Source organism: Caballeronia mineralivorans PML1(12) (assembly GCF_001028175.1).
In the GTDB taxonomy this organism is placed as follows: Bacteria; Pseudomonadota; Gammaproteobacteria; order Burkholderiales; family Burkholderiaceae; genus Caballeronia; species Caballeronia mineralivorans.
This window is the reverse complement of the sequence record NZ_AEJF01000230.1, coordinates 55,841-68,003: the sequence shown is the minus strand read 5'-3', so window position 1 is coordinate 68,003 and position 12,163 is coordinate 55,841. Positions and strand designations below refer to the sequence as shown.

13 protein-coding genes are annotated in these 12,163 nt (G+C 57.3%); 1 reads left to right on the top strand and 12 read right to left on the bottom strand.

All coding sequences use genetic code 11. The features are described from left to right. Positions 1 to 149: 149 nt before the first annotated feature. From EOS_RS37990 to EOS_RS37960, 7 genes are all read right to left on the bottom strand, one after another. Positions 150 to 1,076 carry a 2-hydroxyacid dehydrogenase gene (locus tag EOS_RS37990; protein WP_047897369.1) on the bottom strand — a complete coding sequence of 309 codons (927 nt, stop codon included), beginning with the start codon at positions 1,074 to 1,076 and terminating at the stop codon, positions 150 to 152. A gap of 72 nt (positions 1,077 to 1,148) precedes the next feature. Beyond that, positions 1,149 to 2,243, bottom strand: coding sequence for an NAD(P)/FAD-dependent oxidoreductase (locus tag EOS_RS37985; RefSeq protein ID WP_047897368.1), 1,095 nt, complete (start codon positions 2,241 to 2,243; stop codon positions 1,149 to 1,151). A 100-nt stretch (positions 2,244 to 2,343) separates the two neighbouring features. Then, entirely contained in the window at positions 2,344 to 3,075 is a 732-nt protein-coding gene (locus EOS_RS37980) for an ABC transporter permease (protein ID WP_047897367.1), read from the bottom strand. A 2-nt stretch (positions 3,076 to 3,077) separates the two neighbouring features. Beyond that, positions 3,078 to 3,791: an ABC transporter permease subunit gene (locus EOS_RS37975; protein WP_047897366.1), complete on the bottom strand. Its 714-nt coding sequence runs from the start codon at positions 3,789 to 3,791 to the stop codon at positions 3,078 to 3,080. 18 nt (positions 3,792 to 3,809) lie between these two features. Next, complete coding sequence (locus EOS_RS37970) at positions 3,810 to 4,619, bottom strand: transporter substrate-binding domain-containing protein (protein WP_082163672.1); 810 nt, start codon at positions 4,617 to 4,619, stop codon at positions 3,810 to 3,812. 100 nt (positions 4,620 to 4,719) lie between these two features. Continuing rightward, a complete protein-coding gene (locus tag EOS_RS37965; protein ID WP_087882052.1) occupies positions 4,720 to 5,532 on the bottom strand; it encodes an ABC transporter ATP-binding protein in 813 nt (270 codons plus the stop codon). Positions 5,533 to 5,699: 167 nt separating this feature from the next. Further along, positions 5,700 to 7,100: an aminotransferase gene (locus EOS_RS37960; protein WP_047897364.1), complete on the bottom strand. Its 1,401-nt coding sequence runs from the start codon at positions 7,098 to 7,100 to the stop codon at positions 5,700 to 5,702. Positions 7,101 to 7,416: 316 nt separating this feature from the next. On the opposite strand from EOS_RS37960, the gene EOS_RS37955 reads away from it, so the two are divergent. After that, positions 7,417 to 7,899 carry an Lrp/AsnC family transcriptional regulator gene (locus EOS_RS37955; RefSeq protein ID WP_047897363.1) on the top strand — a complete coding sequence of 161 codons (483 nt, stop codon included), beginning with the start codon at positions 7,417 to 7,419 and terminating at the stop codon, positions 7,897 to 7,899. Between the two features lie 15 nt (positions 7,900 to 7,914). Here the strand turns inward: EOS_RS37955 and EOS_RS37950 are convergent, their stop codons facing one another. From EOS_RS37950 to EOS_RS37930, 5 genes are read right to left on the bottom strand one after another with little or no spacing between them, the layout of a single operon-like run. After that, positions 7,915 to 9,012 (bottom strand): FAD-dependent oxidoreductase, encoded by a 1,098-nt coding sequence (locus EOS_RS37950; RefSeq protein WP_047897362.1) that lies wholly within the window; start codon positions 9,010 to 9,012, stop codon positions 7,915 to 7,917. 54 nt (positions 9,013 to 9,066) lie between these two features. Further along, positions 9,067 to 9,642, bottom strand: coding sequence for a cysteine hydrolase family protein (locus tag EOS_RS37945; RefSeq protein WP_047897361.1), 576 nt, complete (start codon positions 9,640 to 9,642; stop codon positions 9,067 to 9,069). Then, positions 9,639 to 10,409: an amino acid ABC transporter ATP-binding protein gene (locus EOS_RS37940; protein WP_047897360.1), complete on the bottom strand. Its 771-nt coding sequence runs from the start codon at positions 10,407 to 10,409 to the stop codon at positions 9,639 to 9,641. The genes EOS_RS37945 and EOS_RS37940 overlap by 4 nt, the downstream gene beginning before the upstream one ends. A 15-nt stretch (positions 10,410 to 10,424) precedes the next feature. Then, positions 10,425 to 11,081 (bottom strand): amino acid ABC transporter permease, encoded by a 657-nt coding sequence (locus EOS_RS37935; RefSeq protein WP_047897359.1) that lies wholly within the window; start codon positions 11,079 to 11,081, stop codon positions 10,425 to 10,427. A gap of 59 nt (positions 11,082 to 11,140) precedes the next feature. Next, the gene (locus EOS_RS37930) at positions 11,141 to 11,941 is read right to left on the bottom strand and encodes a substrate-binding periplasmic protein (RefSeq protein ID WP_047897358.1); all 801 of its coding nucleotides are present in this window, start codon (positions 11,939 to 11,941) and stop codon (positions 11,141 to 11,143) included. Positions 11,942 to 12,163 lie beyond the last annotated feature (222 nt).

The following is a 12,163-nucleotide window of genomic DNA, read 5'->3' as shown; positions in this document are numbered from 1 at the left end:
TGTTGCCGGCGGTGTAAAAGCGCGACTAAACATAGCGTCTTAAAAAATGCAGCATAAGAGGGTCTGCAATTTCGAGCTTGCGCATGGTTGCCTCTCCATAAGAGTACCCACGCGATCATATATTGCTGCCAATATTTACGTCGCTTTGTTTAATATCCTTGGTTGGCGTCCACCATGCCCTCAATCGGTTCTCCAGTCTGGTAGCACCGAATATTGTCGAGCAATACGTGAGCAGCTGTTTCTGGCTGGGTCATACCTGCGATATGTGGTGTTATGAGAATTCCCGGATGCTCCCAGAACGCGTGGTTTTCGGGTAGCGGCTCCGTTGAAAGGACGTCAAGGATGGCGCTTGATATCTGTCCGCATTCGAGTGCGTCAAGAAGATCGCTTTCAACCAGATGGGCGCCCCGCCCGACGTTGATCAACGCGGCACCTCTTGGCATCGCGCCAAAAGTGTGCCGATTAAGGATGCCCCGCGTTTCCGACGTGAGGGGCAATAGGCAAACGAGGATGTCGCAGGCGGAGAGGAAGTCGCGAAACTGTTCCGAACCAGAGAAGCAAACGACGCCTTCGATGACCTGCTGCGAACGACTCCATCCCATCAAGGGAAAACCAAAGGTTTTCAGACGATCGAGAGCCGATCGACCCAGTACGCCAAGGCCCATCACGCCAATCCGCCGTCGCGAAGCAGGCACGAGCCGGATGGACTTCCACTGTTTACGCCGTTGGTCGCCGATGTAGTTAATCAAATTACGGTGAGTTGCAAGGATTGACAACACTACGTATTCAACGATGCCTTCGGCAAGGCTCGGTTCGATCATCCGGACGAGTGGAATGTGGGATGGCAGTAACCGCAGATCGAACTGATCAACTCCCGCGCCCACCGAAAAAACGACCTGCAAGTTTGGAAGGAGCTCAAGAAAGTTGTCGGGAGGCTGCCATGCGACCAGATAGCGGACTGCTGTTGCGTCTCCGATATCCGGCCAAATGAGAAACGGCAAGTCGGGAGCGTGCTCGGCGAAGATCGCTTGCCAGATGAGACCGCGTTCCGGGTCGGCCTTGTAGAGAATGGTCATGTCGTTGTTCTTGCTTCGCTAATTTTTGGCTGCGCAGGCATTTGCATACTCGCGAGACTCAGATCAATCCGATCAATACCCTGCGGCCCAGCGGTTCAAATCTGCTGCGGATTGCTTGCCGTCGAAGCTCTCGATGACGCGTGCTCCGATGAGTGGACCGAACTTGAACATCTGTCCGTCACAGTTCGTGACCACCACGGTGCGTCCCTGTGCTTCCACGCGGAAGCGCCCACTCGCGTCCATCACGTAGTAACCAACCTGCATGCGAACCGGCTTGTATTGATCGGCCTGCCTAAGAAACGGGGAAAAGTGACGGATGACCTCATGACCTTCGGATGGCTGGGCTCGGAATCCATCACTGGGTCGCCCGCGCTTCCTGTGATTGCCAGAGCCAAATTTCAATCCCGTTCCTTGCGTGGGGGAGATTGCGTAGTTGTCGCCGGGGCCGAGATCCGTGAGGCAGGGGCCGTTGCACCAGGCATCGAGGTATTCTTCCGGTGGCTCCACGTAGCAGACAGCCTGCCGGAAGGTCGGTATCCCGGCATAGTCGGGTAAGAGTTCGGGAAGCCAGGCACCAGCGGCAACGACCACGAGATCGCCCGACACGATCGCCCCATCCTCCAGTACGACTTCGCCACGCGCTGGATCAACCCGCATCGCTTTGCTATGAACTCGATTTTCGATGCCCCTGGCCGTGACCCAGCGGGCCAAGTCGTCGACGATGCGACTGGCAAAAAGCGCACCTCCTGCAGGCGCAAGAAGTCCCCAACTCCCTTCGGGCAAGTTTAATTGAGGACATGTCCGTTCAACGGCTTCCCGATCGAGCACTTCGTGCTGGATGCCTAGCTTGCGAAACGTCGATAGGCTGCGGGCGGTGTAGTCTTCGGCCGCCAGAGAAATACCCATCGTTCCGGTGTTGGAGAAATGCCGGACGCCAAGATCGTCCCACAGACGATCCCACGCATCGAATGCGTCGCCCACCATCCGGGTATAGCCCTCTGCGTCGCCGTATTGGTAGCGGATCATTCGATGCTGATCGTAGGACGCCGCGCTCGGGTTGGAGATAGTGCCTTGCTCAAGAAGAGTGACCGCGTGTCCATTCAGTAATGCAGCACGACACACAGAAAGGCCCACGATTCCAGCCCCCACAACGACAACATGGCCCATAAGGAATGCACTCCAAGGATGTATTCAGTCAACCACTTCTCATGTTTCGAGCGATTACGCGACGACGTTGCGACACACGTTGCGCGCCGCACCCTGGTCTTCACACTCGTCGACGATGGGGCCGAAACCAAAATACCGCTCTACTCGTAGTCCGATGCATAGACAGCTTCGGTTCGAGCCACGATCTCATCACGAGCAAGACCGCGAAGTTGACGATCAGATAGAGCAATCCGGCCAACGTGAAGACTTCAATAACTGCGAACGTCTCGCTCATCAAGCGTTTAGCCAAGCCGGTAATCTCGAGAACCGTGACGGTCGATGCGAGACTTGACTCCTTGACAATGACAGTGATCTCGTTCGTATACGCCGGGAGCGCTAGGCGAAACGCGATCGGAAATCTGATGCGCCGGAAGCATAACCAGTTCGACATCCCGCATGCACGTGCAGCCTCTATCTCTCCGGCAGGAATTCCCATCAGGCCACCTCTGAGAATTTCCGACGTATAGGCTGCCGTATTCAGCGTAATGGCGAGCGTCGCGCAGTTAAAGCCATCGCTGAAGAACCACCATAGGGCTGTTTGGTCCCTGAGCAACTGCAACTGTCCCAGTCCAAAATAGATGATGAAAATCTGCACTAGCAGTGGGGTGCCTCGAAACACCATGCTATAGAGGACGGCGAATGCGGCGAGGGTGCGGTTCGACGACAGTCTGGCGAGTGCGAAGCCAAGGCCCAATGGAAAACCGATGACGATTGCCACGAGGCCTATTTCTAGCGTCGTTGCGAGTCCCTTGAGGAGCACGGGAATGGCACGCTGAATGAGTTCGACGTCCATGGTTAAACTGCCCTCACGCCGCGATTCAGGTTGCGCTCGACCAGACCGAAGGCCGTTTGGCTAAATAGGGTGATCACGAAGAACACCACTGCCGCGATGACAAAGAAGATCAGTGGTTGCCGGGTTGTGCCTGCGCCGATGTAGGCGACGCGTATGAGCTCTGCCAATCCTGTCACCGAGACAAGCGATGTATCCTTGATCGTCGCCTGCCAGACGTTGCTGATGCCGGGTAATGCGTAGCGGAACATCTGGGGCCCAATGATGCGTGTGTAGAGTTTGCGCGTTTGCATTCCGACAGCTCGGGCTGCCTCGATCTGCCCCGGATGAATCGCGTCGAGCGCACCGCGGAAAACCTCGGCCGCGTAGGCGGCCGCAATTGCTCCCACCGAGACCACCCCGACGATGAACGAGTAAGCACTTTGAAACTCGTCGGCGTAGCCGAAGAAGGTACCGACTCTCGCCACGAATTCGACTGATCCGAAGAAGATCAGGTACACCACTAGCAGCCCCGGCACGCTCCTTACGATTACCGTATACACGTCCACCACTTGCGACGCGACAGGAACTCGGGCCCACTTCACCGCGGCCAGCAATAGTCCAAGCATCATCCCAAGACCCATTCCGAGCACACCGACCACCACGGTGACCGCGCTCCCGCGCAGAATGGACAAGCCCCATCCGTCTTCCCATAGCAAGCGTGAAAGAGCAATGCCCATGATGGCTCCCAAGTTAGGTTACTTGCACGTCAGCGAGAAATCGTCGTTGAACCACTTCTCGCTCATCGCTTTCATTCGACCGCTCTTAATGATGTCGCAGAGCGCGACGTCAATTTTCTTCGTCAGGTCTTGATTGTCCTTGCGGATACCGACGCCCATTCCGTGACCTAGCGTGGACGGGTCATCAGTGGCTATAACCTTGACAGGAACCTGTTCGAAATTCGTCCCTTCCGGCTTTTTCAGGTAATCGGTCCAGGAAGAACCGTCGTCGAACGCGGTATCGAAGCGCCTTGCGCTCAAGTCGCTCTCCATCTGGGTCAAAGAATCGTAGCTCTTGATCGTTGCATCGGGAATGTTCTTCGCGATAAATCGTGAGTAGGTCGTGCCTGTTACGACGCCAATGGATTTCCCCTTCAGCGCAGCGAGGAGCGGAGGCAGTGAAGTGAACTTCGCGAGGGCCGATCCCTTGGGCACGATGAAATATTGCGGTGCCGAGGCGTAGGGGATCGAGTAGCCGATCTTCTTTTTTCGCTCCTCGGTGATCCCCAGACCGGAGATGATGATGTCGAACCGCTTCGCATCGAGTGCCGGAATCAATGTATCGAAAGCCTGGACGACAAATTTGCAGGTGACATCGAGCTTTGCACAAATCGCCCGCGCGACATCCGCGTCAAAGCCCGTGACGTTGCCGGTCGCGTCAGCCATGCTGTACGGAGGGGCGTCGCCCTCGGTTCCGACAGTCAGGGTCCCTTGTGCGGCCATACCGGAGGTGGAAATGGCGGCGAACAACAGGCCCAGCAGACAACTTAAGAGTTTTCCTTTCGACATTTCCATTCTCCAAATTGTTCGGGCGGCCACTATTGGTCGCCTTTGGTTGCATCAAACGAAAAGCTGATTGCCCGCGATGAGGCATTGACCTTGCGGCTAATCAGAAATGTTGCCGCAGGAATTTCCTTGTCTGGTCCGACTCTGGCCGGTCGAACAACCGGTCCGGGGATCCCTCTTCCTCGACTCGTCCCTGATGCAGGAACACGATCTTGTCCGATACCTCCCGGGCAAAGCGCATTTCGTGCGTGACGAGCAGCATCGTGCGGCCCTCCTCGACCAGCCCTCGGATGACGCGCAGTACCTCGCCGACGAGTTCCGGATCGAGCGCGGACGTCGGTTCATCGAAGAGCATGACTTTCGGTTGCATGGCAAGCGTGCGGGCAATCGCGGCCCGTTGTTGCTGGCCGCCTGAAAGCCGGCTGGGATAGTGGTTCAGCTTGTCGGAAAGTCCGACTTTTTCCAGCAGGTGCAACGCGTGGTCGATCGCCTCCTTCCGTGGCTTTTGAAGCACGTGAATTGGGGCTTCGATCACGTTTTGCAGCACAGTGAGATGCGACCACAGGTCGAAGCTCTGAAACACCATCCCCGCGGTTCGGCGAATGCGCTCGATCTGGTGCCGGTCCGCAGGCCCATTTTGCCCGTGGCTTCCCGATCGCATCCTGATCACCTCGCCGCAGATCTCGATCTCGCCGGCATCAGGCGTCTCAAGCAGATTGATACAGCGCAACGCCGTACTTTTGCCTGATCCTGACGCCCCGATGATCGAGATGACGTCTCCCTGATTTGCCGTCAGGTCGATGCCCTTCAGGACAGGAACGTTCCCGTAGCTCTTCCTCAGCCCACGGACAGCGACGGCGGCCATGGCACGCCCTACGCCCGACGCTTTCTTACTCGAGATCGAGCAGTCAAGCATTGGACTGTCCAGCGGGGCCTGCCCGATAGGACCGGAGCTTTCTGGACTGTGTCCAACGCCGGGATAATGTGCGACCCGTTTAAGAATCGATCCAGCGACAGCGTCTGAAGCGAAAATCTCGTCTGACATGAAGGCACTCCGAGAAAGGACGGTAGGCCGCGATGGGTTTAGAACCGTAAGCCGTCGCGGACCAGTTCGTCAGTCACCTGTTTGATCGCTGCTGCCGTGATCTCCATCATTTCGTCGACCTCGCTCTCGGTCATGATCAGCGGCGGCGCAAAGCCGAGGATGTCTCCATGAGGCATCGCTCGCGCGATCAGTTGCCGGTCCCGGGCGGCCTTGGATATCCGTGCGCCGACTTTCATAGCAGGATCAAACCGCAGCTTTTTGTCGCGATCGGCTACGAACTCGATGGCCGCGAGCATGCCCACGCCACGTACCTCTCCAACGATCGGGAGGTGAGCGAAGCGCTCGTGCATGCGTGCCTGAAGATAGGCGCCTGTCGAGGCGGCTTTTTCGACGAGGTTCTCCCGCTCGACAATGTCGAGAACTGCATTAGCGGTTGCAGCACCAATCGGATGACCTGAGTACGTGTAGCCGTGGGAGAACGCACCTACCCGTTCTGCGCCATCCTCCATCACCGCATAGATTTTTTCGCTGACGATCGAGGCCGACAGGGGGAAGTACGCCGAGGTCAATCCCTTCGCGACGGTAACGAGATCAGGCACGATCCCGTACATGTCGCAGCCAAAGGGCGTTCCGATACGGCCGAATCCGCAAATCACCTCGTCGGCAATGAGCAGGATGTCGTATTTGCGCAGTACCGCTTGAATTGCGGGCCAGTAACCCTTCGGCGGCGGTGTAATACCACCGGTACCCAACACGGGCTCGGCGATGAAAGCAGCTACGGTATCCGGGTCTTCCGCGAGGATCAGTGTTTCGAGTTCCTGTGCGCGCCGCAAGGAAAAGGCTTCCTCGGTTTCGTCGGGCACTGCCCCCCAGTAATGGTGCGGCACACCGGTATGCAGGATTCCAGGGAGCGGCAAGTCCATGTGGTCATGATAAAAGCTCATTCCCGTCATGGACCCGGATACCACCGTGCAGCCGTGATAACCACGCTCTCGGGAAATGATTTTTTTCTTCCTCGGCCGGCCTAACAAATTGTTGTAGTACCAAACCAGCTTAGCCTGAGTCTCGTTGGCATCTGATCCGGAAAGTCCATAAAACACCTTACTCATGTTTCCTGGTGCCATCTTCACCAGCCGGCTCGATAGCCTCGCCAACTCCTCCGTCGTGTGCGCGGCGTAACTGTGGTAGTAGGCAAGCTTGTTTGCTTGCCGCGTAATGGCGTCCGCGACTTCGGTGCGCCCATAGCCCACGTTGACGCAATATAAGCCACCGAATCCGTCGATGTACTCCCGTCCGGTCGAGTCCTTGATCTTTACCCCTTGGGCGGTTTCGATGATGGTCGGGTCGCCCAACGTACCGTTGGCAAAGTCCTTCAGGTTTGTAAAAGGATGCAAGACACTCGCGCGGTCCAGCTCGGCTATGCTGCTACTGAACGTCATTTCTAATTCTCCGATGGTCTACCCGGCCAGATTGCCGAGGCAGGCGTGTTTGAGTTTCATGTAGTCATCGACACCGTGGCGCGATCCGCTACGAGAGAGTCCGTGCGGAGAACGGCCTAATAGCGCAACCGCTTCAGGACGTTCAGGAAGGACCAAGCACGCTAGCGCTTCACAAATGAAGAAATTGGGGTAGTCGACAGAATTCACATGAGTTAGATTAGCCGGGCAATAAAGTGAAAAGCTGCGACAAAATTCCTCCTAGCGCGGTATTCAGGTGTATTTAACAGAAATGCGCAGTTAACCTGCGTTGGCAATAATGGCGAACATTGACCAAATTGACGCGCGCATTCTTAACGCCGTGCAAGCGAACAACCGCCTCACATCGGATGAGCTTGCCGCGGAGGTGAATCTGTCTTCGACAGCCGTACAACGTCGATTGAAGAGACTTCGTGCGGAAGGTGTGATCAAGGCGGATGTTTGCGTCATCGACCCGAAAGCGGTCGGGCGTCACATCTCGATGTTCGTGCTGGTGTCGCTTGAGCGAGAGCGCGCGGATATCGTCGACCGCTTCAAGGAATCGATACGTTCAACGCCTGAAGTGATGAACGGGTACTACGTAACGGGAGAGTCGGATTTCGCGTTGGTCGTTACCGCGAAAGACATGGAGGACTACGAGAAATTCACCCGCCGCTTTTTCTATGAAAACCCGGACATCAAGGGTTTCAAAACGATGGTCATCATGGACCGGGTAAAGGTCGGATTTGCTATCCCGGTCAGCGTAGCTGACGACCCCGCGTAGGGCAAAACCGACCAATCAGTAGCCCGCTGCCCAGCGGCTGAGATCGGACGAGGCTTGTCGTCCTTCCAGGCAGCCAAGCACCCGCTCCCCAACGAGCGGTCCAAACTTGAACATCTGTCCGTCGCAATTCGTCACCAAAGTTGTTCGGCCGTGCTGCTCGATACGGAACCGGCGGCTCACGTCTCTGACGTAATAACCAACCTGTATCCGGACTGGACGGTAGTGATCGGCCTGCCGCAGGAAGGGGGCAAAATTAGCAAGTATCTGAGCACCCTCCAGCGCGAGATCGGACTGAAAGCCATCGCTGGGTTTGCCCAGGCGCCGATAGCTTCCCGAGCCGAACTTCAGACCATTTCCGTCGGTCGGCGGAAGCGCGTAGTTGCCACCCGGGCCGAGGTCGCTGATGCATGGCCCATGGAGCCATGCGTCCGCATACGCCTCCGGTGGCTCGACATAACATAGCGCCTGACGATAAGACGGCACATCTGAAGCATCCAACGAGAGGTCCCCGAGCCACGCGCCGGCGGCGATCACCAGATGATCACCCAGAATCGACGAACCATCTTCGAGTATCACCGACGCACTGGCCCGGTCAACCTTGACGACTTTGCTGTCCGTTCGCATGTCGATCGTTTTCCCCACGAGCCATTGGGCAAGCGCTTCCACGATACGGCCGGCGTAGAGCGGACCGCCGGTAGCGGCCAGTAGTCCCCAGGCGCCGTCAGGCAACGTCAACTGTGGGCAGACCTGCTCCACGCCGTCACGGTCGAGCACTTGATGCGAGATTCCGAGCTTCTGAAATGTTTTGAGACTTTTTGTCGTAGAGTCATCAGGTGACAGCGAGATCGCCAACGCACCGCTGTCGTGGAACAACTTCACGCCAAGGTCTGCCCACAGCCGGTCCCACGCGCCGAATGCATCACCGACCATGCGTGTGTAGCCTTCCGCCGCGCCATACTGATAGCGGATCATACGGTGCTGATCGTACGACGCGGAATGAGGATTCGGGATAGGTCCCTGTTCGATCAAGGTGACGCGATAGCCTTCCTTCACGGCCGCACGCGATACCGATAAGCCAACGACACCGGCTCCAACTACGACGAGATGTTTCATGGGTTGCGTTCGGTGAATGAGTTGTTACAGCGCTGCCGGTTTTCATGGCGGTCACTAGACATCGACGTCAATCCATTCGTGACGGGTGCTCTGATTAGTCATCGACTGCTTGCGCAAAACCGTCAGCGCCGCGTCAATGACAAGTGCGTTCGAGTCGGTACGTCCGCAACATTCTTCGATCGCGTACGTGAAAAAGTCTTGATCCAGCGCGTCGTAAGCGGTCGCGAGCACGCAGTCGTTGATGTCGAAGCCGGCGAGATGCACCTCGTCGATGGCGTTTTCTGCGAGAAAACCTGCCACGTCTTCGCCTTGTGTGCCCTTGAAGATCGACCGCACCGTCTTCGTGATGTGGAGCACCGGCTTACCTCGTGCAGCGACCGCCTGTTCGATACGGGCATCGGCCGGACCGGCTGCTTCGGCCGACAACGACCATCGCATCTGCCGCACGAACATGGAGTTCTCCGGCGCAGAAAAAACCGCGATGATGTACGCATCATAAGTTGATCGATCAATGTAGCGACGCAATGTATCGAGCACTTCATGCGCGCCACCGCTGCTCAACGTAGCGGTCTGGACGTCGATGATCAGCAGCGCGCGCTTTGCGCCAGTTGTCGGGAAACGGATTTTCATGAGATCGAGTGGCGTTCAATAGATGAAGTCAGTTCAGCATCTTCGCCGATCACCCGGCGCAGGAAGTCACGTGTGCGAGGCTCTTTCGGCGCGCCCAGAACTTGGCACGCTGAACCCTCCTCCACAATCTTGCCGCCATGAAGAAACCAGACGCGATCGGCCACCTGCTTCGCAAACTGCATCTCGTGCGTGACGATCACCATCGTCATGCCGTCATTTGCAAGCGACCGCATGACGCTCAGGACCTCTCCCACAAGTTCGGGATCCAACGCCGAAGTCGGTTCGTCGAACAGCATGATTTTCGGCGACATCGCAAGCGAGCGCGCTATGGCCACACGTTGCTGCTGCCCACCGGACAACTGTCTTGGGTACGCATGCAGCTTGGTCCCAAGGCCGACTTTACCGAGCAGTTCTTCAGCTAGGCGCTTGGCTTCCGCCTTCGGCCGGCCGTTGACGTGAACCGGACCTTCCATCACGTTTTCAAGCGCAGTGCGATGCGGAAACAGGTTGAAGCGCTGAAACACCATGCCGACCTGCTTGCGCAATGCGTTGGCGTTCTTGCCCCGCGAATCAACGCGGCTACCTAGCACGTCGATACTGCCCTCGTCATGGGTCTCCAGCCCGTTAATGCAGCGCAGCAGGGTCGACTTGCCAGACCCGGACGGTCCGATCAGGCAGACCACCTCACCGGCCGCGACGCGGGCCGACACACCCTGAAGGACGGGATTCGCGCCGAAGCTCTTGTACACATCGGTGATCTCAATCATGCGTGACAGCTCCGTTCAGGTCATCTCGTGCTTGCCGAAACGGCGCTCGAGGATTTTGGTGATGCGCATCATCGGCAGGCTCATCGCCAGATAGAACACAGCGACCATGGTGTAGACCGTCGTGTTCTGGAACGTCGACGCCGCGATCAGTTGACCCTGCCGCGTCATCTCGGCCACCGCGATAGTGGACGCGATTGCCGAATCCTTGAGCATCATCACGAGCGTACTGCTGTAGGGCGGCAACGCCACGCGAAACGCCTGGGGCAAGACCACACGGATCATCGCCTTGATCCGTCCCATGCCGATCGACTGCGCCGCTTCCATCTGCCCCGGATCAACCGCTTCGATCCCGGACCTGAACACTTCGGCCACGTATGTGGAGTAACCGAACCCTAGACCAATGATGCTCGCCTGCAGCGAGGTCAGGCGAATACCGACATCAGGAAACACGAAATAGATATAGAAAAGCAGCACGATCATCGGTAGTCCGCGGACCACGTTGATGACGGACGACGCGATCAGGGAGACCGGCCTGTACCGCGAGCGCTTCAGCATGGCCCAGACGAAGCCCAGCGGCGTACTGATGATAAGCGCGCCCACCGTGATCATGACCGTGATGACCGCTCCATCGAGCAGGATTGGCGTGTACTCGACGATGTTGTTCCAGACCATGCTTCCCCGTTCGCGTTATGCAGTTGAAGACCGGTTGCGCGTGCAGACGCCCGACACGTTCAGTGCAAACCCCATTTGTTCAAAATCGCTGCAAGAGAACCATCGGCCTTCATCTGGGAAATCCCGGCGTTAATCTTGTCGAGCAATACCCTGTTGCCTTTCTGAACCGCGATGGCGACGCCGGCGGTGTCGAGCGGCTTATAGGCCTCGTCGACGTGGACGCCCGGCATACCACCCTTCGCCGCGAGCGCTTTCAGCAACGGGTAGTCCTGAAACGCGCCCTTGATGCGGCCGTTCGCGAGGTCATGAAGCATGTCCGACGTGGTGTCGTAATACTTTACTTCCTTGAAGATGCCCAGTGCCTTCAGCTTGTCGCCGTAGGTCGTGCCCGCCGGGGCGCCGACCGTCTCGCCCTTCAGGTCCTGCGCGCTCTTGTAGTCGCTCTTGTCGCTATCAGCCACGACCAGACCTTCTCCGAATGAATAAACAATGTCGGCAAAATCCACGACTTCAGCGCGCTTAGGCGTAGGTGTCATGGCCGACACGATGATGTCGATCTTTCCCGACACCGCCGACTGGATCAGCGCCGCGAACGGGATTGCATCGAACTGGACATCGAAACCTTGGCGCTTGCCGATCTCTCGAATCAGATCCGGCATGACGCCTTGAAGCGTCTTGGTCTTCACGTCGAGGAACGTCATGGGGGCACTAGTGGGGGGCGAACCAGCGGTCAGCGTCTGTGCTGCAAAGACCGCGTTGTGGCCCGCGATCCCTAACGACAGGACTACGCCCGCGAGCGCCGTTCGATGCCACTTGCGGAGATTGAAGGATTTGAGAGAACGAGCGACAAGCGACGGCATAAGGAACTCCTCAACTTGCACATTGAATGGAGAGACGGCAACCGGCGGTGCCGGCGATACGCTGTTACGACAGTACAGATTCGAGCCAGGACGGGCGAGACGAAGAAGCGGCGCCGATACACTTGGGCACCTTGGAAACGACGTTACGGAGCGGGTTCAAAAACTCACGATTTCGTTCAATTTATTGAAACAAACTGAAAACCCACTGTCAAGCATCGATTC

Bases quoted from the DNA above. Each gene is read 5' to 3' on its own strand.
- EOS_RS37990 (WP_047897369.1), bottom strand. From the start codon at position 1,076: ATGACCATTCTCTACAAGGCCGACCCGGAACGCGGTCTCATCTGGCAA.
- EOS_RS37985 (WP_047897368.1), bottom strand. From the start codon at position 2,243: ATGGGCCATGTTGTCGTTGTGGGGGCTGGAATCGTGGGCCTTTCTGTG.
- EOS_RS37980 (WP_047897367.1), bottom strand. From the start codon at position 3,075: ATGGACGTCGAACTCATTCAGCGTGCCATTCCCGTGCTCCTCAAGGGA.
- EOS_RS37975 (WP_047897366.1), bottom strand. From the start codon at position 3,791: ATGGGCATTGCTCTTTCACGCTTGCTATGGGAAGACGGATGGGGCTTG.
- EOS_RS37970 (WP_082163672.1), bottom strand. From the start codon at position 4,619: ATGTCGAAAGGAAAACTCTTAAGTTGTCTGCTGGGCCTGTTGTTCGCC.
- EOS_RS37965 (WP_087882052.1), bottom strand. From the start codon at position 5,532: ATGCTTGACTGCTCGATCTCGAGTAAGAAAGCGTCGGGCGTAGGGCGT.
- EOS_RS37960 (WP_047897364.1), bottom strand. From the start codon at position 7,100: ATGACGTTCAGTAGCAGCATAGCCGAGCTGGACCGCGCGAGTGTCTTG.
- EOS_RS37955 (WP_047897363.1), top strand. From the start codon at position 7,417: ATGGCGAACATTGACCAAATTGACGCGCGCATTCTTAACGCCGTGCAA.
- EOS_RS37950 (WP_047897362.1), bottom strand. From the start codon at position 9,012: ATGAAACATCTCGTCGTAGTTGGAGCCGGTGTCGTTGGCTTATCGGTA.
- EOS_RS37945 (WP_047897361.1), bottom strand. From the start codon at position 9,642: ATGAAAATCCGTTTCCCGACAACTGGCGCAAAGCGCGCGCTGCTGATC.
- EOS_RS37940 (WP_047897360.1), bottom strand. From the start codon at position 10,409: ATGATTGAGATCACCGATGTGTACAAGAGCTTCGGCGCGAATCCCGTC.
- EOS_RS37935 (WP_047897359.1), bottom strand. From the start codon at position 11,081: ATGGTCTGGAACAACATCGTCGAGTACACGCCAATCCTGCTCGATGGA.
- EOS_RS37930 (WP_047897358.1), bottom strand. From the start codon at position 11,941: ATGCCGTCGCTTGTCGCTCGTTCTCTCAAATCCTTCAATCTCCGCAAG.